Origin of the sequence: Bacillus sp. WMMC1349 (assembly GCF_013155385.1) — a bacterium.
Lineage (GTDB): Bacteria > Bacillota > Bacilli > Bacillales > Bacillaceae > Bacillus.
Map to the genome: position 1 here is coordinate 3,851,128 of NZ_JABJUQ010000007.1, position 26,227 is coordinate 3,877,354.

A 26,227-nucleotide genomic window follows, 5' to 3' on the forward strand; every position below is an offset into this window, starting at 1 on the left:
ATATAACAATGATTTTATCCTTTTTGTTTACTCGCTGCTTTGTAGATATTTGTATTATCACCCATTGATTTGGGGGAGGTTTTGGGGGGATATTTTACCCCAGTGGACAGGCGCTTACCTCAATTATTAATATAATTAAACTCAACAATACAAAAAAAGGATGAGGGAAAAATGAGTATTAACAAAATCAGATCAATAATGTATAAGTTATCTAAAATCTTAGGTGATGTCAATGCGGTTAAAAAAGGTAAAGTGGGAAAACGCATCGCCCGGCGTGCTGCTGGTAAAACGACAGGGAAATTGTTAGGTAAGTTGTTTAAATAGGTGCGAAGAAAAAGCCCTTCTCATTAGAGTTGGGCTTCGTTGTTTTTCATAACCTACTTAACAAATTGGCTTTAAATACAATTTGTAATCAAAAATCTCATAGAACTCAAAGGGCTTTCCCAAAGAATTATTTTATCCAAGTGCACCATTTTCTAAAACTTCATAATGCAATGCACCGTTTTCTAAAACCTTATTCCCTAATGCTCCATTCTCAGAGACTCTATATTGTGCCTGGACAGATCCGACTTCTTCGTTTGTTGCTTCGATTGAGGAAAAACCTGACACCAAACTCAGTCCAAGAACAGCAAAACCCATGAATAACCGAATTTTTTTCAAATTAATTGCCTCCTTAAATTTAATATTTGATCTTTGAACTTACATGCTTCTTCGAAATACTTTGACGACAGATTGCTGTTTTCCTGCCTTTTATAATAAAAAGCTGCATTTTCAGAGAGATCGGCTACATCTGACCATAAGTTTTTCTTCTTTAACAGGTCCATACATGAATCAAAGGAGTTGCAATCTGTCTGATCATACAAAAAGTATATGAGATTCAGCTTGGTTTTATATACATACTCATTTACCTTTTCAGCAAACTCAAGGGCTTTGGTACGCCATTCCCTTGCTTGCTCAAGTAAACCTAGCTTATATAAAACTCGACTTAACATATACATAGAACGAATAGAATAAACGGAGACTCGATGTTCAGGAATTGCAAGCGCATTTTGAAAACATTCTTTTGCTTTTTCCAATAGATTCTGTCTTTCATAGGATAGCCCCAAATTAAAATATCCAAGTCCTTCTGTTGGTTTATCATTTGTCTCAGAAGCGAGTTCTATAGCTTCTTTATACAGGTTGCACGCCTCTTCCCATTCTTGCAAATCCACTTGATTCATCGCATAAAGCATTTTGCACTTAATTACTCGGTTAGTATAGCCATCATAAGCTTTGAAGCTATCAAATGCTTTCTGAACATGATTTAAAGAAAAAAAGTTTTGTCGGATTTCATAATATGCAATTGCTAATTGGTAATGAAATTCGGCTTTTTCAAGTTCATCTGGTACTTTATAGAGTCGATTTTCTGCTATTCTATAAAAATGAATTGCGTCAATAAAGTTTTTCTGATAAAACTGGTACATTCCTGAAAAGAAATAAAAATAATATTGAATCATGTCATCCGTGCTATTTTCTAACTTGCTTTTAATCTCCTCCAGTAATTCTCCCGATTCACTGTAATCCTCAATCATGAGTTTGTATCGTGAATCTATCAGGTTGAAGTATATTAATACGTTTTGATTCTCTTTCATATTTGGCAACGTGTTTTTTATCTCTTCTCTTTTGTTTTTTGCCTTGGATATATCGTTTTGTTTAATCAGGTTGTACCACTCGTTAATGTCTTGCCCTACTTTTTGAAATGCTATTGTAACCAACGTTTCCATCCTCCTCTAAAATTGTATTTATTTGTATTGTCTCATTTGTTTACATTATTTACAATAGTTTGAATATAAATTATTTTAAAAAATAATTGAGTACTTACACCCTTTGATAAAATCGAAAATGTTTCCAAAAACAAAAAATTATACAAATTATTGCAAGTTACGAAGTAAGATTCTTTCTCAATCATGGTTATCAAACAGAGAAAAAAGTAAAGCCAATTTGAATTAGTTTTTTATACCTAATCCAAAAGATTCATTTTCTTAGATGAGCAAGATTTCACCGCCATCCTTTTCATGAACATGATAAACTTTTAATTAATTGCTATTTTTATGATGTTGTTTAAAAATATAACTATCTGAAAGGAAAATGTGATGGCAGACAAGAAAAAGAAAAACAATGAGTTAGACAGTTCAGCTAAAGTTTTTGAAGCCAGTACTTTAATTGAAAGAGCCGATCAACGAAAAAAAGATTATGAGAACCTGAAAGAGAAACTTCAGACATTAAAAACAGCGTGTCTTGGTGTGGCGGATTTAGGCGATGATTTCACAGGAAAAGGCGCAGATAACATTAAAGAGTTTTTTAGAGGACAGGCTGAGGTTGTCGACAGTTGGATCAAACTTGCTGATATGCAGATTTCTTTTTTTAATGGGGTCGCAGGTGATGTCAAAGAGAAGAAGCTAACCGATTCGTACATCGAAATGTCTTTTTTAAAGACTGAATTGAAAAATGCAGATAAAAAATCCGATCAAATCGTTGACTCCCTAAAGAGTGACATGGATCGGATCATAGACCGAGTGAATGATATCGTTGATCTGGATAAGTGGACTGACCACAATTATACAGTAGAGATGTCAAAAGCACAAACAACTCGGAAAAATGCAATTGATGCAGTAGACGATCTCGATGAATCTTTGACAGGCGAATATACACGGGCAGTAGCAGAAGCCGAAAGTGTCTTCAAAAAATATTCTGCATTGATGGAAGCCACAAGTAATGGAAAAAGCGCTTCTCCTATGTATTTTGATAAGAAGGCTTTTCACTCGAATAAGTCATATAAAGAAGCAATCAATACCGACAAACAGGCGACTACATATATTAATGCGAAAAAAGAGCAAGCTGAAGCCAGAGAACTGCAAGCCAAACAGGAAGAAGAAATGGAACGCCTGAGAAAATTGCAAGAAGAAGAAGAGAACAAGCCATGGTATCAAAAAGCCTTGGATGGAACAAAAACATTTGTCGGGGAAGCCAGTGGGTATTATGATTATAAGAGAGCGAAGGACGGCGTTGATCCGGTTACAGGTGAAAAGCTGACAGCCGGGCAACGCGCCGCAGCCGCAGCAATGGCCGCAGCTGGATTTATTCCAGTTGTCGGATGGGCTGGTCGTGCTGCTAAAGGAGCGAAGGGCGTATATGGTGCATATAAAGCCGGAAAAGCTATCTCAACCGCAGACAAAGCACTAACTGCCTATAAAACAACCGCAACATTCAACAACTTACAAAATGTTCAAAAAGGTCTATATGGGCTTGCTTCAACAAATGGCTTTAGCGAAGCACTCACTGGCCGGGATATGTTTGGGAATAAAATTTCGGATGAACAGCATCAGAATAGCCTGAATCACGCGATAGCAATGTTGTCTCCTCTCGGCATGCAAAAAGCCGGAAAAGTGCTTAATGTAAACTCACACAACGGTAAAGTCACTAATCTTTACAGAGGTGAAGACTTTCCTTATAACCCCAAAAGACCAAATGGTATAGGAAAGTCTCATATATCACCTAAAACCGGTAACCTTGTACCTGCCAACAAATCTGGTATGTATCAAGACCGTCAGGTTACTGTAACAGAACACATCCTTGGTGGCTATAGAAAAGGTGGGAAATCAAACAGCCCATATACAAGTTTTACAATAAATAAAAAGGTTGCAAAGGGATATGGTGAAAATATAATAGAGCTGGACATACCTGCTCTCCGTAAAGCAATCAGGTCTGGTGAAGTAAAGGACATTGTAATTTTATCTCCTAAACAAATCGAAAGATTAATCAAAAATGATACTCGACAGTCTGAACACTGGAAAAACTTAGCTTTAAAATGGACTCAAAGAGACACTGAATACTTTGTAAAAGGTGAAGTTCCAAAACAATTTATTAAACTACATCTGAAGGAGTGATAATATGCTTCTATATTATAAAAATGAATGTTTGGGTGAAGTAAAAGGCGCTACTGTTGAGGGTGTCTGGATGTATGGAACAATCATCCCTAATGAAAACATGGAAAAATTCAAGGATTTCTTTAAGGCTGTAGTAAACGAGGATGATCCTTTTGCCATTGAGCAGTATAGTGAAGAATGGTTAGATGAAGAAAATTGGTTTATTATCGATGAAAAGCAAAAAAAGGTTGGTATATCTGTACCGGGGATTTATGAAAATGACAATGAAATTAATTGGAGATGGAGATAAGCAAAGAGGCCCGTTGTACAGGGCCTTTTTTATTACTTCAATAACGCCTCAAGTTTCGCCTTCGTCTTCGGTCCATACATACCGTCCGCAGCTAGTCCATGCATCAATTGGAACCGTCTAACCGCATCTTTTGTCTTTCGTCCATAATAACCATCAATCCCGTTATTCTTCGAGCATTTATCTGGATAAAAATAAAGGGCTGCCAGTGCTTCTTGAATTTGTCGTACAGCTTCCCCTTTCATCATTGGAGTTTGAAGCTTATAAACACCGGAAGGCAAAGGATATCTTGATTTCTTGTTATGACTTGAAGATGAGTCTGTTTTAGATCCGTTTTTATTTCCTAGTAGACGATCAACTTTTTTCCGAAATGCTGTTAACTGACTTGAATCACTTACCCAAGGAGCCGGACAGTTTTTTCGTGTGACATCATAATGACGAACGATTCTGCTTGTAGATAGTCCGTATCGCTTACATAGTTTCGCAACTAGTTCAGCCGCATTTTCGACAGTCTCACTGTGAATTTTCCCGTCTTTTTCAACACACATTTCCACACTAATTGCTGTTTGGTTGGCATTTGGTTTTAAGAAGCTAACATAACAACGATTTCCATCATGTGCATGGTACGCCATTTCATTTTCAGGGATGATGTACTGTGCTTCTTTGCGGTCCACAAAGTAATGGGCTGAGGCATATCGCTTAGCTGCAACACATGTCCCATTGAAATAGTTACGTTCATTTAATGAAGATGCCCCAGGCGTCGCTGTATAGTGCATAACAATTCCTTTCACACCTGATAATTTAGCACCTGGACGAGTATAACGATTAACTTTCACAAAATTTTTCACGACTTTTACCATGTAAACCACTCCTCATTTTTCTTTTTGAATAAAAAAAGACTGCCTTTTGGCAGCCCGTTATTTTGTTAATCCGTTTTGTTTTAACACTTCTTTTTGTTTCTTACCTTTCTCTGTGACATAGTTGTTTTTATACCATGCGACGATTGAAGTAATGATCGTAAACACTGTGGAACCCACCAAATACAAAGTATCTGCCAGTGTGTTTACTTGGTCCTCACTAATCGGCAATGCACCCTTTCCGAACATCATCAAAGTCTGGTTAATAAGTGCAATAAAAAGAAGCACCGTCCGAACGACTGTACCTTTATCAAAGTTTTTCATTTTTCTTCACTCCTATTTTATATTTTTTTCAATTTGATCCAGCTTATCAATCACAACATCATATTTCTCACTGAATTTGGCTAGCACTTCATTTTGTGCATCAATCTGTGAATTAAGCTTGTTTTCCCTTTCTTTTGTTGTATTTAATACATAAAACAATATCCAACAAAAAAGAACCGCAAACGGTCCTTGAGTCATCAGATATTGAGTGAGATCCATCTCCAAAGGCTTCACCTCCTTTAAGGCAAAATAAAAAAGCCCAATCGGCTCTTTTATAGTTCTGTTATTCTGTCTTGTTGCTAGGAGGCTTATTGGAATCGTAAGGTTCTCCAATGATTTCTTCATATTGTTTCGGTGTGATCTTTCCGGCACCTACTCCATCATGAATTTGTTTCTTCGTCCACAGACCGTCTTTATAAAAGCCTTTCATATATGTGAACCAATCTGCCGTCTTTTCTGATCCTTCTATTGAGATCATATAGTATAGATGAGCAACCTGTTTCCTCAAAATCTCGGTTGCACTAGGTTCAGGCGGAGAAGGCTTCACGCTATCAATATACTCTTGTGTAGCCGATTCAACCCACACACCTTTCTCTAGCTGGTATTTAGGATCGTATAGCCCTTCAGGGATTAGCACTGTCGTACTATTAGGCGGTAATGTATCACCATTTATCTCAACATCATCTTCACCAGCATATTTAAAGTTTGCATCATAATAAAGAACGTGCATATTTTTCCCTCCCCTTACCATAACGGAATTCCGACATTAAATGAGACTCTCGTAACACTTGCATTATCATTCGCCATGATGCCGTCATATCTCAGCTCCCCATCAGTGGTTAAAGAAAAACGAGCGATTCCGTAAGATCCAATTGTAGGTACAACAAAATCAACAAGCCTAGAGAGCTTAATTGTGAACTTTGCCACAATGGTTCCGATAGCCGGTAAGGAACTGAAAGAGCCACGTAACCATAAGACATTATTATTGACGGAGAATTGTAACGGGAACGCTGAATCTTGCTTTGCCCCATTGATCAGTGTAGCCGCATTCCATTCCGGCGATAAATCTGACGTTGATAAAGACCGTTGCCACCCCTGCCAGCCTTCCGTTTGATCAATATAATTCGTATAAAGGTTGTTTTTCCAATCAAGTGCTATGACATAACCATACGTACCTAGTCCTTTTTCATCCGTTCCAGTCATATGAAAAATCCCTCTTGACGAGTGAGGACTCGGCGAGTTTTTGGCTTTCCCAGAGCAATAAAAAGTTCCGAACCGTTTGCCGGACTGAACTATTTTCAAATAGAGATCATCCGTATCTCCTATGGATACCAACACGCCCCCAGTGTCATTAGATATTTTAGTTAATTGACTACCATCCCACTTCATACGATCCGTAGATGTAATATGCCGAGTAGAATCTTGATTGTGCGTGTCAAAATCAATCTTCGATGCTTGCTTCATATTTTCGACATTAGATAATCCAACCTGCGCTTTCGTCACCGCGTGTGGATTTTCCTTATTCGCTGCATGCTGATCCGTATAATGTTTTGCGTTTGCTTCTGCCTTGTTTGCTTTTGCTTGCGCTCCGTCTTTTGTTTCAACGTTATTCAGTTCTGCAAACTTCTTTTGAAGTTCGTCTAATATGTTGTCTGCATGTGCTGCCTTTTCTTGAACAAGGGTTTTGAGCGTCTCAAAATCTTCGATATAATATTCTGCCATCGGGACAATATCCGCATCCACAAGAGCTTGATCAATCTTAAAAGAAAACTTGTGAATACTCATTTTCTGACCGTTATCATAATTGACATAAAGTTCAGCCTGCACTGTCCCAAAATGCTTCATTTGTTCCGAAGTCAAGACATAAAAAATAACGCCTGCAAGAGCGTCTCCGACTTCCGTATGAACATAAAAGTGACTACCGTCCGCGAACTTCATAAACAGTTTTCCGTGAGTCGCGTTTGATATGGGCAATGGTACACCGTCTTTCAATAGTTTAAAGGTTATTTTTGCCGTCCCAGTGTCTTGTGTACTGTATTGAATACTAGTTGATATATTGCGTTTGACTTGTGCGTTTACATCGAACTGAATGCCGGAGTCTTTATATATCATTTAACCACCTCCGTTATATTCCTGGATGAATAAAGACTTTTGCCACACCGTAACCCTGATCTTTATTAAAGTCTTTGCGGATTCGCATGACATAAAGGCCTTTACCTTTATCCGATTTTGTACCTATTCCATCGTTAGGTACAATGAAATCACCGGTTTTTACTGTCTCATCAATTCTAACGAAAACCTGACCAACTAAACCGACTACATGCCATTCATCGCGATCTTCTCTTGGTGTGTATTCAATCTTAGGATCATAATCTGGGTTTTCTTTCGGAATCTTATATTCACGGCCATCTTTAATCATTGTTTCATAGATCAAACCACCGAACTCGTTTCTAAGATATCGGTCATTCCAGTAAAACGCTGCACCACCCATGATAACGCCCGCAGTTTCAGAAATAACACCGAGAACTTTTTCACCTGTTTGCGCTTTTCGAATTTTATCGCCATCCAATGTCACCAGATAGCCAGATTCAATTTTGTTTCCGTCTTTAGATTCGAAGTATTCCGCAAGGTCCTTTAGGTCTGACACGCTCTGGACGGCTCCCGTACCTCGTACCGATCCAGCCTCTGCATTCACTTCGACTCGTTTATTAGCCGTTGATGGCTCACTTCCGAACCCCCACACTGTGGTATAACTCTTGTCGTTTATGACATTGACAGAACCGAGAACCATAGCTGAAACTAAATCTTTGCCTTTCACATGGGAATTATTTGAACCCATGACAACAGACCGAGAGCCTTCTGTTGTGGAACCTCCCCGTGTTCCGATCAATACATTAGCGTCACCTTTAGCTTTGCCACCACCAGTAGAGCCGATAATTGCGCTAGTATCTGACAAAGGAGAACCAGAACTTGATGCAGCTCTAAAACCGCCCTTGATATTGTTTGGAACAAAGGGGTAACGTTCACCTGCGATCACAGCCGCATCAGTATATCCAACAGCACGCACCGAAACAATATTTGCTTGGTTGTTTGGCGCTGTTACACCGGCTATCCCACCTTTTGTATGTGTGATACCATTCATTAAATTAACGTAATATACCCCACCGCCTAAGCTAATACCGACTTTTGCCGAATCATGGATTGCAAAGTTTGAGATATGAACATCATCCGTTCGTTGATCGCCTCCGATCACATGAATATCTGTACCAGCTTTTGCGAAACCATGCATTTGTAATCCGTTAACATTAATCTTTCGACTCTTATATTGAAAAGCGATGATTGTTGTCCCTTTATAGTTATACGTAGGATCGCCAATTGCTCGGAAGTTTGAAATCATGACATGTTGATAAGCTGAAACAACAAGCGCTCGTGGATCTAATCCCACACAGAGATCATTAAATACTGGTTCACGCGCTGTACAATTGACTAACGAAACGTCTCGAGCCGTTTCGCTCCACGGTTCGTTTGCTAAGTGATGTCCAATGTGACGAAGATCAAACGCGCGAACATCTCGAAATGATTCACAACCTGTAATGTGGACGTTAGAAGGCGCCGGCCATTCCGGATGTGCTTTCACCTCAACCCCACGGACATTCCCTGACGTATAACAATCAATAACCCAAACGTTTTTAGACCCGTCATCTACCTCGACACCGTTCGAATTTGCCTCTCCAACTGGATGGGCCTTTCCACTAGGATTGGTCATCACACATTGCGTGATAAAAATATACTCACTATAGTGCGTTGTTACTCCGTCATCTCCATACCCCGAACCAACGCATCGATCAAACCAGATATACCGGCAACCACTTTTTGTATAATCAACATCCGCAATATTATAGCTTGGTGCAGAGGCATCAAAACAATGTAACCCCGGATTAATGCCTTCTACTTCTCGCGCAATCCCGAATGTAACATTGGCAAAGGTAAGACAGCTCGAATGTATTCCACCGGTTGCACTTACACCGCCCTGGCGCTCCGGATTCCAATCAAGCGACATTCCTTCTACAACGATATTTCGGTTTCCCTTTACATGATCCGCGTTCGTGACCACCCACTCACTAGCTGGCGTATCTTCGTGCAGTTTCATCGTAGTAACACCGATGCCTTGACCAACCATGTACGTCCAAGACGGAAGTTTGACGCCTTTTACAATATAGGTACCGGCTGATAGGTTCAGACGTACTTTACCGGTACCAATCGCTTTTTGAAATGCTTCTGTACTATCTTTTATACCGGTCGGATCAGCACCGAAATCGTCAACATTTACGGTCCGTTTGATTTTTTGTAGTAGCTTACCATACTCCGTATCTAATCGCTCTTTAAGTAAGGGAAATACCTCACCATCCGCTGTAACTCTCGAATCGACTACCTCTTTAACGTTGGTCCCATCGGTATTTAATATTAAATTTCGTATTCTGTTCTTTAATCCTTCTAAAACCGAAGACACAGAAAAACCGCCGTGATCGACTTGTTTTGATGTATGGGCTGTTTTAGATAATTCATGACTTTTCAAATGATACTCGTGATCATTTAAGGTATTTTCAATACTTTGCATATCTGATTTTAATTGTGCTTGATGACGGGAGTTTCGCGTTTGATCATAATTTTTTATCAGCTGCACCATCTGCCTCACTCCTTTTTAAACAAAAATAAAAAAACGCTATCTGAGCGTTTGAAAAAGTTGGTTGATATATCGTTTTTGATCTCTTAACTGCTTAGCCTGACTAACGGCGATATCTTGAATATCTTTTCTGAAATTCGCGAATATCAATTTTGGACTACTGTAAGGATCTAAAGGATTGTACTGAATTGAGATCAGCCGTACATCATCTTCAAACGTGATACCATCTGCCGTATCAGCTAAGACATGAATCGTATCACCTTTCCAGAAGTCCTGTTCAATTTCTAATAGTTTTGGTTCATAGATATATTGAAAGTCTGCCTCGATTGTCATTTCAGGATATGGATTCACATGTTTTTTAAGCGCTGAAACCATGATACTCGCCTTTTTATATCTTTCATCCCTGATCGGTTCTGCCCAACGTGGTTTTCCTTCGAGTAAAAACTTTTTTTCATCTGGATGAATGTACAAAATCGGCTCAAATTCATATTTTGGTTTTTTGCTATCTGCGCTACTGCCTTTTTTCAAAGCACCATAGCCCCAAGCTCTAGTTGTGCTGTTTTGTGAGTTAATTTTAATGGAGATACCAGGCATATTATAGCGTGAATCTAAGGTGAAATTAATCCGTTTTCCCATCTTTTGATAAACATACATTTTATAGTTATCGACATCGATCTCAAGCTTGTAATCTTGGATAATTTCATCCATCAACTCTGTGGAATTCTTATCCCCAAAATTTTCTTGTTCTGCTGCATCAAATTCTCTTTCAGGCGTTTTAAAAATATATTTGAAATTCGTATCCTTTAACGCAATATCTAACGCCTCTCTTAACTTTAGCTTTTTTGAGACCGTTTCATGGATGCGATTGTTAATCAGAAGCACAGTGAAAATATGGCTTGCTGTAACGGTTTTCCTTAGAACATTTTTTTCTTGATGGATTTCAATATCTGTAATGTAATACTTTTGATGATTGAATTTCCTCTCATCCAAATACAGAACATTATCATTCACCAATAAATCAAATTCCATGGTGTTCTCCTGTGTTTTTGTGATCGTAAAGGTAAAACTCTTCTTCCCTGTCTTATCGTCCGTCAGATCGACTGAAACGCCCGTTATTTCGACAACACTTTTCCCGTCTTTTGTTGAAACGTGCAGTTGTGGAAAGGTAACATCAGAAGGTAGATTCTGATTGAGCGTGATGTCTTTCCCGTCATACTCTTTACTAGGAAATTCGGGATCAGGTGTCGGTGTATCAGGTACATCTGGTCCGTCAGGGACACCTTCCACAGTGTCATATTGTGTTAGTTTGTAAGTAAATATTAAACTATTTAATTTAATGGCGTAATTCGGATCAGTCGCATAACCGGCTTCAACAAGTGCGGCTGTTGCTTTCTTGTAATCTTTTTCCCCTACGACAGCTTGATAGTGATTAGGATCCCAGCTTGTCCCGTTGACATATAACTTGGCTAAGTCTTGAATCGATTCAGACCAAGATGGGTATTTGCGAAATCTGGCTTGCACGGAAGTTGGTTTTCCGTTCTTATCATATTCAGTTGTCCACATGAGGACATATTGTCCTTTATACGTACCTTTCATTCCAAACAGATTCTTTCCCTGTTGCGCCAGCTCACTTGTACCCCATCCACTTTCTAAACAGGCTTGAGCAATAATTAGGGAAGCAAGAATATCATGCTTTTTATAAACCCTCTGTGCGTCTGGTGCAATCTGTTTAATAAAATCTAAATTTGCCATATCACTTACCCCTTACGCATAGTAGAAACGTGTATCAAATGTGATGTCAAAATCATTGGCATTTTGCACTTCAAAATCATTCATTCCGATATCAAGCCCCGGAAGCCTCCCAGATGTTTTGACAGGCTTTTTATTGATCACCGTATATTGTTTAACAAAAGTCACAGACTCAGATTTTTTCAACTCGCGTTCTATTTTTAACTTTTCACCATTTGTATGATTGATGATCGTGACATTTTTTCCTTTTGCTCGTAAGGTTACATGATAATCATGCTGCATAGGGTTAATATAGGCGTCACCAGTGTTATAGACCTGAAACCTTTTTTGATTTTTGAACGTGTATTTTAGATCATCACGCATTTGAATATTCATCCCCGGGCTCCAGTGTTCACCATTAAAATTTTGTTTTGTTAGAGAAGTAGATTTTGATTCGGCTAATCCTGTAAAGTTATTAAAGTCCACAGTGAAAACCACATAATTTTTTCCCTTTTCTTTTTGAATACTGAAATTCCCATCACATGTAACGCGAAAACGAAGGTTTGGCAATAAGTCACTTGAAATATAGTACGGGAAAGGTTTAACCAGTAACGCATAAAGTTCACGTCTATATTGATAGAAATTTTCTGCAATAATAGAATCAATCAGAATTTCTACTTTTACATTACGCTCTTTATATGTGACATCCCGTGGATGTTGAGGCAATACGAGCCCATTCATTCTGGGAATTGTCACCGTTTCTCTATCAACATTCGGTGATTCAGGTAAAAAGCTGATTAATTTAAAATAGGGCAGCAAACTAGATAAGCTTTGCTCCCCCAATCCATTATCATAATCAATCAATAATTCCATTACCTCACCCCACTTATAAACGCAGCTTTGTTATAACGGTTTGCATCTTCTTGGTCTACCTTCCGGCCATCGATGTAAGTATGTTGATCTTTTATCACAAGCTGTTTCATTAGTACAATCAGAGCGTCAAATTTTTCATTAAGTGTTCTATTTTGTTCTTTCAATAACTGAATTTCTTGACTGTTATCAGTCTGAACAATCGTTTGCTTTGGTTCTGGATTATATCCAACCATTGAACTAGCTTTACTCAAAACCTGATGAGCCTGACTCCTTCTAAATTTACGCAGTGGGAGAAGCATTTCCCCTCTGTGGACCTCAGCCATATGATCTCGGGTAATCAATCCACCCTGATCATAGCCGATATAACGACCACCACGAGCCATTGATTTCAGACCAGGATGATTGTAAATACCACCATATCTTTTATTAAGATAATTGATCGCTGCTAATACTTGGTGAACCGGGTTTTTAATATTCCCGTACCCTTTTTCCTTATTTGCGTTGAATGTACTAGGAATAAACTGCATTAATCCCTGTGAAGGGTGCCCGGCCTTTGCATTAGAATCCCAAGTATTGACGACATTAGGATTTCCTCCTGACTCTTTCATTGCAATGGTTTCTAATGCCTTGGCATAAGATGAACTCATCTTTTTAATACTTAAAGCTTGGGCAACCCATTTCTTAACGTCTTCAGATCCACCTTTTCCCTCAAATGATCCAAAATTAAGCATTTTATCTTTCAGAAATCCAATCGCCTTATCTTTGATAAACTTAAATCCATTAAGGGCCATTTGTCCAAAGCCACCAGCCATTTTAGGAGCATGAACACCGAGCTTTTCTAACACTGTGTTGAGTAACTTTCCTGGATCAGACACATAGTCAAAAACATCTATGGTAAGTTCTTTTATTTTGCCAGCCAACCTTGTAAACCAGTTTCCTCCTGTTCCATCTTCATAAAAAGGAACTTTACCGCCAAACATTTTTTCGGCATCATTACCGCCCATAACTTGAGTCCCGCGAGGAAGGTTCATAAGAGTTGGAACATTTGGGCTGATTCCAAGTTGTCCGTCTGGTGTCATGAAAGGTTCATGCTTGTATCCATCACCTAAAACAGCAAGACCCCCAGGATGTCCACTGGTGCCCTTTGCATATTTAGGAACCTTCCATTCAGGGATTTGGTGCTTTTCGTCGACACCGATTTTTCCAAGAACCCAGTTCACACCACCAATCACACCGTTAACAACACCACCAAGTTTCTCAGACATTTTGTTTGCCAAATGTTTAATTCCACTTAACGCTTTTCCTGCCATACTTTTAATACCGTCACCCATTTTCTTAGGTAACGCTTTGGCGCCTTCCACAATTTCTGTGAATTTTTTGGCAATGTTTTCTTTCATATTTGACACAATACTTAGCGCTTTTTCTTTCATAAAGTTAAACATTTTGCCTGCATTGGTTGCCCCATCTTTGAATAGGCTTTTTATCCAACCCCACATTTTTGGGAAAATTCCTTTTAGGCCTGAAGCAAGAGCCTTCGCCCCGCCAAGTATTTTTCCGACAAATGATAATTGAACAGCATTCCAGATAAATTTTATTGCTCCGAAAAAGATTTGTTTAATACCGTCCCACATTTTACCGAAATTCCCGGTCAACAAGCCAGAAAATACAAGGACGACACCTTGTATAACAGATAACGCGCCAGTTACAACGCCCTTAATATTTCCCCATACAGATTGTATAATGGCCACGATTGCTGGAAGGATAAATTGAATGACCGACCAAAGATTTTGCAGAGCTTGAGAAATAACGGACCCGTTTTGTTGCCAAAACATCTTCCATTGTGCAATGATCTGACCAATAAAAGATAAAACACCTGAAAGTGCCTGTTTGATTAGAGGACCAAGAGTTAAAAAGACACTTTTCGCTATATTTCCAAGAGCTAAAAAAACAGGTACCATTGCATTAAAACCAGCTTTAACGTTAGTTATTATTGGCTGTGCTTGCTGATTGAAACTAGCAAATGTTTGTTTAATTCCAGAAATCCCCGTTTTAATAAAATCAATTGTCGATTTTGGAAATATCTTTGCAAGCTTGTCTTCGCCAGATCCCCAATTTCCCTTAAACATATCTGATACACCAGAAAAAACGGTTTTTATGCCTCCACCTGCCCGGGCAATATTGTTCATCGTTGGTTCTAGACTTTTCATGCCGTTTTCTAAACCGGACATAACAGGTTCTAATACGTCTAAAATGGTGTTACCTATAGGAAGAAGTGACGCCATCGCAGAACGACCAAGCTTTTTAAGTCGGGTTCCGAAGTTGTCTTGTAACGCTTTTGCAGCTTCTTTTGTTTTTCCGTTTACATCGCCAATTTTTCCGTTAATGCCGCCAAGCGCATACATCGCATCTGCCTCAAGGTCTTCCCATTTAGTTCCATAAAGAGCAACTCCGATGTTATTTGCTTTTACTTGGTCTTTCATCCCTTTTAATTCACCTAAAACAGCGTTAGAAACGTCCTTTACTGTCCCCTTGCCTTTTAGGAAGTTTTTCCATACCTTTTGTGTACTGCCAGACATTTGAGCCATTGCTTCACTTGTTGATTTCGAACCGTCTTTTGCCCTGATTTGAAATTCCTTCATCACATCGTTGATATAGTCAAGGTTGTAAACCCCTGCATCAGTACCTTTCTTTAAAAGCTGAAAATATTCTTCAGCTGAAAAGCCCATTTTGCTAAATAACGGGCCATACTCTGAAAGGTTATCAAACATTTCGTTTGAGAAATTAAGCCCGTTTTGTGCACCATAGGTCATCAAATCAAAAGCTTTCTTGCTTTCAACACCAAAACCTTTCATGATATTGTTCCCGGCTCTTGTGACCTCGTTTACATCTGCATCAAAGGTTTCAGAAAGCATAATCGCGCCTTTAGTCACTTCTTTAAGATCCTTATCACTTAAGCCCTTGATATTTTGTCGAACTTGTTTAATCGAGTCTGTCACAACGTCCATATTTTCGCCAAATCCATCTTTCCAAACGCTTGTGGCTGATTGTGTTAAGCCTTGAGCCTCTTTCTTAGTCAGACCCAATTGAGCACGGAATTCACCTTGTGTTCTCTGAGCATCAAGTGACATTTTCGCTCCAAGACCACCGATAGCAGCCGTTAAAGCAGCCACCCCAGCAACACCGGCAGAAAGTGCACCGACTAAGCCCACTTTTATAAAAGACGTAAATTTCGAGAGCTTCCCTCCCGCATCTTCGGAGGCTTCTCCAACTTCTTGTTGACTATTCGTTAAACCCTCGGTGCTTTCTTCGGCTTCTCTTTGCGCTTGTTCAAGTTGTTGATATTGTTGCCGTGCCCGTCTTAAAGAACCTTCAAGCGAATGATACGACTGAATCTGTGTGTTTAACCGTTGTGCATATTTCTGGGCTTGCTGTGATCCTTCACCATATTGCTCTACCTGTTTTTCATAGGCTTTTCGGTATTCTTCCACAATTCTTTCTTGAATGGAGAGCTCATTTGATAAGCCTTCGACTTGTTTCTTACTAGCCATAAGCCCATCGCCCATTGCTTTAAATTCTTGAACTGTTGCTTTTGTTGCTGTTCGGGCTGTTTTTAAATTGTTTCGAAGTCCTGTAATCCCTCTGTTAACTCCGGCATCGTTTAAAGTGGTATTAATGACTAAATTCCCTATCGGTCTACCTTCTGTTGCCAAATGGTTATCCTCCTTTCCTTAAGTATTTGAACATACAAAAAAGAGCGTCTATATCAGACACCCCTTTATAAAGTCACACCCAGAATTTTGTAAGCCGGTAGAAGTTTGTTTTCTTCTTTATGTTGATAATCCGCAAGATCAAAGAATCGGTGAATATCCATTTCATCAATTTCATGAAGCTTGTAACCATTTTTCATTAAATCGGTATAGAGCTTTTTTATTTGATCTAGGTATTCCCGATAGGTCAAATTCTTACCTCTTATTTCTGAGCCTCCAATGCCTTCTTTTTCAGACTCTCCTTTTTTTTATGACCAATCATGACTTGTTCTGTTATGTCTCTTGTCCAATCAAGTAAATCTTCTGAAAGAACACCATCTAAGATATCGTCGAACGTAAATTGATTGTCAAATAAATCGACAACAAAATAGAGTAATTCTTTCATTTGATCAAACTCATTCATTTCTGTTTCTTCAGCAATTGCATGAATTTCCAGCGCTCTGTACATTTGCCTAGATGTAACAACGGCTTTTATATAAGTCTTTTCCGGTACTTTCATAATATTTCCTTCATCATCGACCTTTGCTTGTGAATAGTCTTTTAAAATAGCTTTAATCATATTTTTCCCCGTCCTTTTTAAATGTTAAAAAAGACAGTCAATACAGACTGTCCGTTACTTATTTAAGTTGGTACTCGGTTGACTTGGTGCATCTGGGTTGACCCCATATGCTTTTTGATAAAACTTTTCAAGTGTAAAACCTTCATTTTGATCATAGCCGACTAAGAAAACAAGCCCATCCGATTTTCTTGCAAGAAATTGACCTTCAATTTTATCCGTTTGAAAGTCAACTTTGTCTTCTTTTGTCTTACCTTCTGCAGATGGAATGGCGAATTTCCCTTTTAATAAAGCGTAATACACATAACCTTTTTCATGGTGTCGCTGTCTCCAAGTTATGCCGACATAAGGAGGTTCTAAGTCTTTATGGTATAGTTCAATACCATTTTCAACAGGAACCCCCAGAAGTGTTCTTTTTGCTTCTGTCGTTAAATCAGCTAAATCTAATTCTAATTTTGTTTCACCTACACCGGAACTTTTTACCGCATAAAGACCGTCATCGGCATAAAGTGAAGCTAGTTCTGACGCAACGTCCAATTTTGCTTCAATTGCACCTGGCATAACTTTTACCAATGTCGCTTTTTCATTTTCATCAAGTACAGAAAAGCGAATGCCATCTAATCCTGTTCGAGCCATTTATATCATCCTTCCACTTTATATGTTTTGAATATCAATTAATTTAGTTGCTCTGTATCGTCGGGCATAACGATAAAGTGCAATATCAGGATCACGATCAAAGGAAGATGCGTATTGTTGATAATCATTGTCTGCCATGATTTGATCAATGATCGGCTGTATCATCTGCGCGTCTTTGACCGTCTTTGTCCATAAATCTATTTGTATATCAACCTCAAATGTTAGAGCCTTATCATCTGCATAATCTTTTCTGTGGCTTTCAAGCTCATTTATCCGAATCATTGGCGCCTTTTGAACGTCTTGATCTTCCTCTGGTACATAGACCAAGAAAATACGCTTGGTGTCCACAAGAGATGAGAGTTTTTCATTTTCACTTAGAAGCGTTTCGACTTCCTGAATAGGTAGCATCATAATCCCAACTCCCTTGTGTAAATCTCTTGTACTTTTCGTAACACAATTTCTGTTAGTTCGTTGGTTGTTCTTTCAATAAAATGCTGTGGACGTTGTTTAATCGTTCCGAAGTTAGAAAAGTGCAATCGGGACGCTGTTTCTTTTCCATAGCCCACACTGGAATAAATCTCCCCATCTTCTCTGGGCTTTGAATACACCACATTATTTTTCATGTGCATTCGGTGGCTGCTATTTCGTCCAGATGGTGTGTTACGTTCCAAACCATCTGCAAAAATTTCCGCACCTGCTTGAACAGCAACTTTTGCCGCCTTGACCCTTTTTCTAGCAAGCTTGTCCAACTCTTTTGCAATATCTCTTGTTCCATCATCCTGCCTTGCCATTAACTCACCTTCTCCGCAAAGACATTGATCAAGTCTTGATCTTGTGAGTTTGGGAGAATATCTTTTATTTCGTAGAGTTCATCATGATGAAGAACATGCATATTATTTGTTACTTTCTTAATCTGCTGATACCGGATAATAAAGGTAATACTGTTTTCATATATAGTGCCAACCGTTGAAAGTTTTTCCCTTAATTTTTGTTCTCTGATCTCAGCCCAGCAAGAAAATAGAGTTTCTAGAATCTCAATATTTTCTCGTGAAACTGGATCTTTCCCATTCTTTTTATGAACAAAAGAAACTCTTGTATTTAAACGGCTAAACCTCATCGCGATAAGCTCCTCTAAATTGCTGAATAAAACTTGTAACGCCAAATGGTATTTCTTCAAGTGCTTTATCAATAGATGAAACACGCTGTTCATACCAGGCACCAACAAGAAATATCACAGCTGTATCAAATTTGGGGTTGTCTTTAAAAAAAGCCTCTCGATTTGGTGAAAGAGTGACCGCATCCATAATGTAATGTTCTGCTGCATCTTTCAGCTGCTTAATTAAATCGTCATCAAAATTGTGGTCAATCCGCAGGGCAAGCTTTAACCTTTCCAGCGTCATCCTATCACTCCTTTACAAACAGAAAAGGGACGCTATGCGCGCCCTCATTCTTTTATTTTGCTGGTGCTGGAGTTTTTTCTGGTGCAGGTGGAGTAATTGTCACAAAGTAACCTGCCTTTTCATCTGCCTTTTTCACATCAAAACGAACGGCAAGTGAAAGAACTTGACCATAGACATCATTCTCAACCCATTTTGCTGTAGCATCCACACGATTTGCGAAAAATACGGCTTTTTTCAAGTCACCAATAAACATGACTGCATCTCCTGCTTTCTTTCCTAGAACTGTATCATCCACAACTTGAACAGGACTACCGAGCAACATTTTTCCTGTTGCTGTTGAAATGTCTTGTCGTAAAATATATTGTCCATCTTTGTCTTTTAAGGTATCAAGAAACTGAAAGGCTGATGCTGTTACTACAATATTACGGGCATAGGCTTGTTTTAAATCAACATTTAATATACGTTTGATCTCGTCGGTTCCTGTAACTGCTTTGGCAGGAAAAGAGCGCAGAACTTCAGCCACTTTTGTATTTTTGGTAATACGTTTTACTTGTTGCAGATGGTTCGCAACAATTGCAGTCAAATCTACACCTGAATCGTCAATCGCTTCTTGTGAGATTGGTAGTTGACCACGGTATGTTTCAACAGCCCAAGGAACTTTATTAAACTTAGGTTTTGCTAGTTCTGGATTTTTCTCTAATTCTGCTACAGATACAAGACCAGTATCCGCATTCGCAAGTACAGGATAAGAACCTGATGCAGTTGTTACACTGACATTGTTTACGATCGTAGCTAAATCCACAACATCTTCTGGCTCTTGTTGTGGTTTGGTGATCACGTTAATTGGAATAATCGCTTCTGCGCCATCAGATTTTAGACCTTCTCGCGTTTCACCTTTGGTTCTAAGAAACGTTTCAAACGCTCTGACTTCTTCTGTCTGTTTTTCTTGCAAAAGATTCCGTTTGTCTCCAGGGAGTGATCTTTCTTCAGGTTTGTACTGTCTATCTTCTGAGTTAACTTCTTCCTTTTTGAGTCCTGCTAATTCTTCATACTCTGCGAGTTTTGCTTTCAAATCTTCTAACTCAGCTTTCATTTTTGTGACTTCGTCTTTTAATGAAGTCGCTTCATCTAGTTTGTCTTCTTCGGCTCTTTTTTGAGCATCTGCAATTTTTGCATTAATAGCAGTTTGTTTTTCCGTAATAAGCGAACGTGTTTCTTGAATTTTCTCGTGTAACATGTCAAAACTCCTTTTCAAATAAAATAAGCACCCACGATTTGAGTGCTTTTTAAAGTTCTATTTTTAACAAATCCAATTGCAACAAAATCTTTTCTTTCTCTGGATTTCGGTTTCTTTTTTGAAATTGCTCTAGATGTCGCTTTGCAATGGACACATCTGTATCCTCATAGGCCGGATAGGTGACAACTGACACATCGGTCAGCTTTGAAATATTTCTCAGGCTTCTTAATGGCAAGCCAGTTTCTTGATCTCTTGTAAAACTGTCCCCGTCTTTCCCTAACAGAAAGCCAAAAGAACAATTTGAAATATTACCAAGCCGTAAATTTTCATATAAATCATTAGCATATTGGGTATTTGGTAATGTAACATCAAAACGCAAGCCAATATCATCAACATTTAGTTTAAGTGTATCAGCAGAAGTACGACCAAGTATTTTAGAAGGATCATGATCGATTAATGCTCTTACATCGCTCATATCCGTATGGTCTAGTGCTCTTTTATCAATCATTTCAATGAATCCGCCTAAATTTTGACTTCGCGTACCGAATTTTAACGCGTATCCACTGATTACCTTTGGACCATCTTCCTCTGAATGAGCTTTTAAAGCCCCTTCTTTCAACGTTCTAATTTCTACCTCCTTAGACATTCCCCTCACCTCCTTCACTTGCTGACGGGATCGGAAGGCTCTTTGCTTTCGCTTTCTGAATCTCGTCCATGAGATCTATGTTGACATAGTTTAAACTCATGTAACGATTGTCCCCGTTTGGAATTGGTGAAAAACCATATTCAGCCAATGCATGATTAAGTGAAAAAATGCCGTTTTGGAGAAGTGCAATGACATTTTCTCGTTTTGTTTTCGCATCCGTTTCCCTAAATCGTCTTGTATCGAACTGAAATTTCTTTGTTAGATTTATAGGATACGGCAGCATTTTAAAATTCAGCTCGGAGGCAATAGCCGTAAAGTAGTTTGATAGTGTATTTGTTAGATAGTCCAGATTCGCTTGTTCTAGTGATGTGTTGACCTGCTCGATACCTAGCTTATGGGCTGGCAAACCAAACACTTTGGCAATCTGTCTTGTTGAATGCGTATAGTTATTGACGATTTCTAGAACCTTCGTATTAATTTCAAGTTGTTTAAATTCCTCATTGTCACTGAGGACAACAACCCTCTGCTGATTTCTGGTACCTGAATTGGCTTTCTCGAATTCGTTACGAATGTTGTCCTTTGCTTCCGGAGATAGGTGTCCCTTTTGAATATTGACTATCCCGCTTAAATTCGTGCCCCTTCTGAAAAAGTCAGTGACAAGGCGCTTGCCCGCCTCCTGGCTTTCGACTTCATACTTGAGACTAGATAATGGTCCAAGCCCTGTTATACCGTTAAGACTGACAAATTTAAGATGTAAAATGTTTTCAGGCTTTAAGGTTCTTTCTTTGCCACCAGACGGATAATACCGGTATATAATTTCATTCCTATCTTCTAGTTGCTCAGCATAAACTTCACTGTTTAATAAATGGACTAGCTCTAGTGGATTGCCTTCCTTGTCCTTTATAATCTCTGCATACGATTGACCGTTTAATAAGGCGTTTGCAACAAGAATGTATTTAAAAAAGTAGCCTGAATAATATTCATTAGGTTTTTCATTAAGCAATCTGAACAAGTCTGACTCTTTATCCTCTATTCCACTTTGTGTAACCATGATGGGTGTCGCTGCGATGTCTGACGCCAGGGTGTGAACTGCTGTAAATACGTCACTATTTTTAATGGCATTTACTGATGTATAAGACAAGCCGTCCACACCCAGAATGATTTCATTAAATTGTTTTTCTGCTAGACTTTGTTGCTCTTTATCAATCGATCGAAAGAATGCCACTTAATCACCTCCCTTCTTCTTTGGGGTTGAGTAAGATAGCAATTAGGACAAGGGAAAAACCGGATGTAATTAACCCGGCAACCGAATGGACTAAATAAATAGCATAATTAATGACAAGCAGTCCAGCCAAAAATAAAAGAGTATGCAAGTTTAAATGAATAAACTGCCATACTCTCAAGAAAAACATATTGATCTTTCCAATTTTCATTTTGCTACGCCTCCCTTGCTTAAAGTGTGAAATCGCCGCTCTCATAATAGTTATTCCAATCAAAATCATCTGTATAATAGTACATAGCTTCATAGTGAGCCGTGATCATCGCCGCGATCGGGTCAATTTTTTCTCGATTCTTATCTTTATCAATCCTGATTAAATCATTAAATTCTTTGATGATTGCATTGTTTACGGCAGTTGTCAGTAAAGGGTTGTCATCGTGAATGATGCGCTGATCATAAACGCAAAGCCTAAAATCCTTTGCTGGTGGGGAAAGACGCTTTGCTCCCTGTCCAACTTCTATTAACGGGTATTCTTCCAGCTCATTCAAAACAAGAGAAATAGCATGAGGGTCATAAAGAATACCTTTGACCTTAAGCTTTTGCGATTTAATTCTATGCTTAATATAGTCAATGACCTGCTGCTGATTGATAATCCCCGTCTTTTTATTTGTGATTGTGCAGTAACCTTGATCTGCCATATCTCTGTAATCAATTTTGTCTCTACTTATTTTTTGATCCAAGCCGCCTTTTGTAGCAACAAAAGAGTGACTATCCACATAATATCTTTGTGCATCGTCGTTTAACGGATAAATCCAAGAGGTAGCTGTTAAGTCATCGGACCTCGACATGTCTAAGCCAATGTAAACCTCATTGCCAACCAGATCCGGCTTTTCTTTTACAGCGCAGGCGTTCCAATCGTCAATAGAGATAAAGCTTTCTTCACTCACTTGCCGCCACACATTAAAATTTTTCACATACAACGCATTTAAGTTTCGCTGCTCTTTTGCTGTATCCAAGTCCGATTTTAATGACTCCATAATCGTCTCGCCTATTTCAGGATGCTCCAAGATAGGGTTTGACTTTATCCAAGTATCTGGAATCTCCGCCTCTTTTTCAACATCGTCCTGTTCATAGATGGCGATGAAATAGTCATCCATAGTGCGCTCTTTTCTTAACACTTTTTTCAGCATCTGAACTTCTTTATACATTGGTACGTTTGGATTTAAACCGGCTGTACTAATGATTGCAAGCAAGCTATTTTTTAAAGCGATCTGCCCGGACTTTAAAAGGTTGTACATTTTCAAGTCTTTACTTTCGTGAAACTCGTCAATGATAGCAACCGTAGACGCAAATCCGTCCCCTGTAGACGTATCAGAGGAAATAGGATAAGCCGTGCTACCTGAAAATAAATCCTTAATTTCAGCATCATTAATTTTCACTCTTTTTTTCATGGCTTTAGAGCCGTTTGTCAAAGATCGGATTTGATCTTTCATGTACTCAAAACCAAGCTTGGCCTGCTTTAAGGCATTGGAAGCAAAAACAATTTTTCTGTTTCGCAATGGCGTTTGGCATAGGAAAAATTCATTTGTTCCCATCGTTGAGATCAAAAACGTTTTACCATTACGCCGGGCCATTGTGATCATCGCTCTTTTAAAACGACGGTTATCGTTATCTTTTCTCTTCCATCCAAAGATACTGCCAATAATCCATTTTTGATATGACAGCAACTTCACAGGCTCCCCAGTCTCCGGGTTAGGTAAAATCTCAGTAAAATCAATTCTTGCGTTTGCCTCTTCCACATCAAAATAATAATTGAAAGGTGCAAGTTTCGATCTTTCCAAATCCTCCATATGCCTATTGCAAGCAAGAATGATATACTCACCTGCAACAATCTCGCCGCTAATCACCGCTTGGGCATATGCTGTTACATGGTCAACCATTATTACCACGGCTTTTCATGAATTTTGTGATTGGGTCTTCTTCGCCCTCATCTTCACCCAGACCAACAAGCCGCAGCCTTGAATCTAAAGAGAGACCTAACTGCCCCGCAATCCCACGTATCTCCTTTGACATGCTGTTCATGATGTCCACAGAAGGATTTTTCTTTTTAATTGGACAGCCTTTGCTGTTTAATTCTTCGATGGTTTGACCGTTTTCGTTAATGTCATTCAGCGCTATCCTATATTGAGCATAACTATTACAGAACAAGGCAAACAGCGTTCTGTCTAATTCTGAAATCGGTAGTTCGCTGATATATGGGTAAATCCTTTCCCATTCGTTCTTAGCCATTGTTGAAAGCCAGTAGGGTGGTTTTTCTTGCAACGGCGTAAAACCTTTTAATTTTTCTTCCTGCTGCTGTCGTTTCTGCAATTCTTCTTTAGATATTTGTCCTTTTAATGTTTCTGTCATTTGTTTTCTTCTCGCCAATAAAAACCACCACCTTTCAGCGAATTTCCGCACTACTGTTTTCCAACAAATGAACGCATAACAAAAACGCCGGTCAACTTATGTGCGACAAGGAACCAAGCGCAAAGAACACATATTCAAAAACGGCTCAAAATAGTAAAAATCAAAATTTCATTTCAACAATTTTTACGAAGAAGAGGGGGCGCCGATGCCTGAAAAAATTTTTTTGGTACCCGGTTAAAGTTAGGGGGGACTTCCGGAAAAATCATTCCGTTTGTTTGCCTTTTTTCCCAAACGTGACTTGATTATGATGATACTGACACAACACCTCAAGATTATTCAAATCCATACGCTCCATATCGTTGTTTAAAACGTCTCTAAGCTCTTTTATCTTGTGATGGACTATTAACCTATGAGACTTGTTTAAACGTTCCTGTGAGGCGCATATAGCACATTGATAGTTACTTTCTCTTAACTTCTGTTCTCGTAATAACTTCCACTCTCTTGAATGGTAATAGGAATAAAGATCATTGTTCTCCCTGTTGTATCTCACAGCCTTGTTATATTGCTTGTCAGCATAGCCCTTATGCTTGGAACAATACTTCTCTGTCCAGTCCACATACTCGCGACAGCTGGGTGCGTTACATCTTTTTAACGGCAGTGAATAACACCTCCATATATTCTTTCTAAACCATGCCCACACTCAGAGGCTCCCTTTGCCATCAATCCTTTTATCTGAGATTCACTGGACACGGTTTACAGAGAACATCAACCAAGTCCATTAACACGCTTATATTTAATAAAATTGAACTTACACATACCCCGGGAGGAAGCCAAGCATAGTAAGATCATGGGTACAATGAAAATACTATTCCCCGATACGGCTGCCGCAAGACTAGCGCTATCCAGGCTCAGAATGTTCCTCCCGTTCGGCTTCATTCCTCAACACCTTTGTTCCGTATCCAGATACGCCATTGATAAGGGAAAGACGCATCTCCCATATATTCTTGATAAGTAAATGTTATCGCTAATGCAGACATAAATAGTCCCCCTTTTTGTCCCCCATTTTATCGGAAAAATGTCGGGATTTTCTCGGTTTTTTGTCGGGATTTTGTCGATAAAAAAAGCACTCAGATTATTCCGAGTGCTGTAGCTATACGGTTTATAGCGCGTTGCTTGATTTCATAATAAGTATCCTTTTTCATTCCGAGTTCTATATAGATATGAATATCTTTTACCCTTGCAGCAGTTAGATATTTCTTTTCAATGATTAACCGTTCTTCTTCATCCAAGCTGTTTTGTAAGGCGCGTTCCATCTGCTTGACCTTGAGTTCATTGAGATTTAATGAATCTCGGAGGGACGGGAAAGTATTTATGCCAGCAGATGAACATTCCTTTTTGTTCTCCAATTGGACTTTAAGCGCACGGTAATTTTTCAATTCTTTGATGACGATTTTGCGGACGGCTTTCTCATCCACATCAGCGAGAAAAGATAATTGTTTTGACATCCTCCCCCTCCTATTCTTCTACTTTTCTTTTTCCCATTTTTCAATACGTCTTTCGGTAAACTCTATCCAAATCAACAGTGCTGCAATAATGATGGTTCCTATAATTAGATAGATCATAATTCTCCTTCCCGTCTTATGTTATTTTTTAGTCAACTACGACTGAACACTAGGGCG

28 protein-coding genes are annotated in these 26,227 nt (G+C 38.9%); 3 read left to right on the forward strand and 25 right to left on the reverse strand.

Annotation, left to right across the window (positions count from 1 at the left end):
* Positions 1 to 171: 171 nt before the first annotated feature.
* Positions 172 to 324 carry a hypothetical protein gene (locus tag HOO54_RS21970; protein WP_172299010.1) on the forward strand — a complete coding sequence of 51 codons (153 nt, stop codon included), beginning with the start codon at positions 172 to 174 and terminating at the stop codon, positions 322 to 324.
* Between the two features lie 132 nt (positions 325 to 456).
* Here HOO54_RS21970 and HOO54_RS21975 read toward each other — a convergent pair whose 3' ends face one another.
* A complete protein-coding gene (locus HOO54_RS21975; RefSeq protein ID WP_172299012.1) occupies positions 457 to 660 on the reverse strand; it encodes a hypothetical protein in 204 nt (67 codons plus the stop codon).
* Positions 657 to 1,754: a Rap family tetratricopeptide repeat protein gene (locus HOO54_RS21980; RefSeq protein ID WP_172299014.1), complete on the reverse strand. Its 1,098-nt coding sequence runs from the start codon at positions 1,752 to 1,754 to the stop codon at positions 657 to 659. Before HOO54_RS21980 ends, HOO54_RS21975 begins: the two co-directional genes overlap by 4 nt.
* A 378-nt stretch (positions 1,755 to 2,132) precedes the next feature.
* On the opposite strand from HOO54_RS21980, the gene HOO54_RS21985 reads away from it, so the two are divergent.
* Positions 2,133 to 3,926: a ribonuclease YeeF family protein gene (locus tag HOO54_RS21985; RefSeq protein ID WP_172299016.1), complete on the forward strand. Its 1,794-nt coding sequence runs from the start codon at positions 2,133 to 2,135 to the stop codon at positions 3,924 to 3,926.
* A gap of 4 nt (positions 3,927 to 3,930) precedes the next feature.
* The gene (locus tag HOO54_RS21990) at positions 3,931 to 4,215 is read left to right on the forward strand and encodes a hypothetical protein (RefSeq protein WP_172299018.1); all 285 of its coding nucleotides are present in this window, start codon (positions 3,931 to 3,933) and stop codon (positions 4,213 to 4,215) included.
* 32 nt (positions 4,216 to 4,247) lie between these two features.
* Here HOO54_RS21990 and HOO54_RS21995 read toward each other — a convergent pair whose 3' ends face one another.
* From HOO54_RS21995 to HOO54_RS22110, 23 genes are all read right to left on the reverse strand, one after another.
* A complete protein-coding gene (locus HOO54_RS21995; protein WP_172299020.1) occupies positions 4,248 to 5,072 on the reverse strand; it encodes a peptidoglycan recognition protein family protein in 825 nt (274 codons plus the stop codon).
* A gap of 57 nt (positions 5,073 to 5,129) precedes the next feature.
* Positions 5,130 to 5,393, reverse strand: coding sequence for a phage holin (locus HOO54_RS22000; RefSeq protein ID WP_172292220.1), 264 nt, complete (start codon positions 5,391 to 5,393; stop codon positions 5,130 to 5,132).
* Positions 5,394 to 5,405: 12 nt separating this feature from the next.
* The gene (locus tag HOO54_RS22005; RefSeq protein ID WP_172299022.1) at positions 5,406 to 5,618 is read right to left on the reverse strand and encodes a BhlA/UviB family holin-like peptide; all 213 of its coding nucleotides are present in this window, start codon (positions 5,616 to 5,618) and stop codon (positions 5,406 to 5,408) included.
* A 58-nt stretch (positions 5,619 to 5,676) separates the two neighbouring features.
* Entirely contained in the window at positions 5,677 to 6,123 is a 447-nt protein-coding gene (locus HOO54_RS25285) for an XkdX family protein (RefSeq protein ID WP_375335817.1), read from the reverse strand.
* Positions 6,124 to 6,137: 14 nt separating this feature from the next.
* Complete coding sequence (locus HOO54_RS24545; RefSeq protein ID WP_253907732.1) at positions 6,138 to 7,505, reverse strand: phage baseplate upper protein; 1,368 nt, start codon at positions 7,503 to 7,505, stop codon at positions 6,138 to 6,140.
* Positions 7,506 to 7,518: 13 nt separating this feature from the next.
* The gene (locus HOO54_RS22025) at positions 7,519 to 10,080 is read right to left on the reverse strand and encodes a peptidase G2 autoproteolytic cleavage domain-containing protein (RefSeq protein ID WP_172299024.1); all 2,562 of its coding nucleotides are present in this window, start codon (positions 10,078 to 10,080) and stop codon (positions 7,519 to 7,521) included.
* Positions 10,081 to 10,116: 36 nt separating this feature from the next.
* A complete protein-coding gene (locus HOO54_RS22030; RefSeq protein ID WP_172299026.1) occupies positions 10,117 to 11,829 on the reverse strand; it encodes a phage tail protein in 1,713 nt (570 codons plus the stop codon).
* 12 nt (positions 11,830 to 11,841) lie between these two features.
* Positions 11,842 to 12,678, reverse strand: coding sequence for a phage tail family protein (locus HOO54_RS22035; RefSeq protein WP_172299028.1), 837 nt, complete (start codon positions 12,676 to 12,678; stop codon positions 11,842 to 11,844).
* Entirely contained in the window at positions 12,678 to 16,388 is a 3,711-nt protein-coding gene (locus HOO54_RS22040; protein ID WP_172299030.1) for a phage tail tape measure protein, read from the reverse strand. Before HOO54_RS22040 ends, HOO54_RS22035 begins: the two co-directional genes overlap by 1 nt.
* Positions 16,389 to 16,453: 65 nt before the next feature.
* Positions 16,454 to 16,636 carry a hypothetical protein gene (locus HOO54_RS22045; RefSeq protein WP_172299032.1) on the reverse strand — a complete coding sequence of 61 codons (183 nt, stop codon included), beginning with the start codon at positions 16,634 to 16,636 and terminating at the stop codon, positions 16,454 to 16,456.
* 11 nt (positions 16,637 to 16,647) lie between these two features.
* Positions 16,648 to 17,004, reverse strand: coding sequence for a phage tail assembly chaperone G (gene gpG / locus HOO54_RS22050; protein ID WP_172299034.1), 357 nt, complete (start codon positions 17,002 to 17,004; stop codon positions 16,648 to 16,650).
* Positions 17,005 to 17,058: 54 nt separating this feature from the next.
* Complete coding sequence (locus HOO54_RS22055) at positions 17,059 to 17,637, reverse strand: major tail protein (RefSeq protein ID WP_172299036.1); 579 nt, start codon at positions 17,635 to 17,637, stop codon at positions 17,059 to 17,061.
* A gap of 18 nt (positions 17,638 to 17,655) precedes the next feature.
* Positions 17,656 to 18,048, reverse strand: a complete 393-nt coding sequence (gene gp17 / locus HOO54_RS22060; RefSeq protein WP_172299038.1) for a tail completion protein gp17 — start codon at positions 18,046 to 18,048, stop codon at positions 17,656 to 17,658.
* Positions 18,045 to 18,428 (reverse strand): HK97-gp10 family putative phage morphogenesis protein, encoded by a 384-nt coding sequence (locus tag HOO54_RS22065; protein WP_172299040.1) that lies wholly within the window; start codon positions 18,426 to 18,428, stop codon positions 18,045 to 18,047. Before HOO54_RS22065 ends, gp17 begins: the two co-directional genes overlap by 4 nt.
* Positions 18,428 to 18,754 (reverse strand): phage head closure protein, encoded by a 327-nt coding sequence (locus HOO54_RS22070; RefSeq protein ID WP_172299042.1) that lies wholly within the window; start codon positions 18,752 to 18,754, stop codon positions 18,428 to 18,430. Before HOO54_RS22070 ends, HOO54_RS22065 begins: the two co-directional genes overlap by 1 nt.
* Complete coding sequence (locus tag HOO54_RS22075) at positions 18,744 to 19,037, reverse strand: head-tail connector protein (protein WP_172299044.1); 294 nt, start codon at positions 19,035 to 19,037, stop codon at positions 18,744 to 18,746. The genes HOO54_RS22070 and HOO54_RS22075 overlap by 11 nt, the downstream gene beginning before the upstream one ends.
* A gap of 52 nt (positions 19,038 to 19,089) precedes the next feature.
* On the reverse strand, positions 19,090 to 20,274 hold the full coding sequence (locus HOO54_RS22080) for a phage major capsid protein (RefSeq protein WP_172299046.1): 1,185 nt from the start codon (positions 20,272 to 20,274) through the stop codon (positions 19,090 to 19,092).
* 49 nt (positions 20,275 to 20,323) lie between these two features.
* Entirely contained in the window at positions 20,324 to 20,920 is a 597-nt protein-coding gene (locus HOO54_RS22085; RefSeq protein WP_172299048.1) for an HK97 family phage prohead protease, read from the reverse strand.
* Positions 20,913 to 22,145 carry a phage portal protein gene (locus tag HOO54_RS22090; RefSeq protein WP_172299050.1) on the reverse strand — a complete coding sequence of 411 codons (1,233 nt, stop codon included), beginning with the start codon at positions 22,143 to 22,145 and terminating at the stop codon, positions 20,913 to 20,915. Before HOO54_RS22090 ends, HOO54_RS22085 begins: the two co-directional genes overlap by 8 nt.
* A 4-nt stretch (positions 22,146 to 22,149) precedes the next feature.
* On the reverse strand, positions 22,150 to 22,353 hold the full coding sequence (locus HOO54_RS22095; RefSeq protein WP_172299052.1) for a hypothetical protein: 204 nt from the start codon (positions 22,351 to 22,353) through the stop codon (positions 22,150 to 22,152).
* Positions 22,354 to 22,372: 19 nt separating this feature from the next.
* A complete protein-coding gene (locus HOO54_RS22100; protein ID WP_172299054.1) occupies positions 22,373 to 24,079 on the reverse strand; it encodes a terminase large subunit in 1,707 nt (568 codons plus the stop codon).
* Positions 24,072 to 24,566, reverse strand: a complete 495-nt coding sequence (locus HOO54_RS22105; RefSeq protein WP_172299056.1) for a phage terminase small subunit P27 family — start codon at positions 24,564 to 24,566, stop codon at positions 24,072 to 24,074. The genes HOO54_RS22100 and HOO54_RS22105 overlap by 8 nt, the downstream gene beginning before the upstream one ends.
* A 1,109-nt stretch (positions 24,567 to 25,675) precedes the next feature.
* The gene (locus tag HOO54_RS22110; protein ID WP_172299058.1) at positions 25,676 to 26,053 is read right to left on the reverse strand and encodes an ArpU family phage packaging/lysis transcriptional regulator; all 378 of its coding nucleotides are present in this window, start codon (positions 26,051 to 26,053) and stop codon (positions 25,676 to 25,678) included.
* Between the last annotated feature and the right edge of the window lie 174 nt (positions 26,054 to 26,227).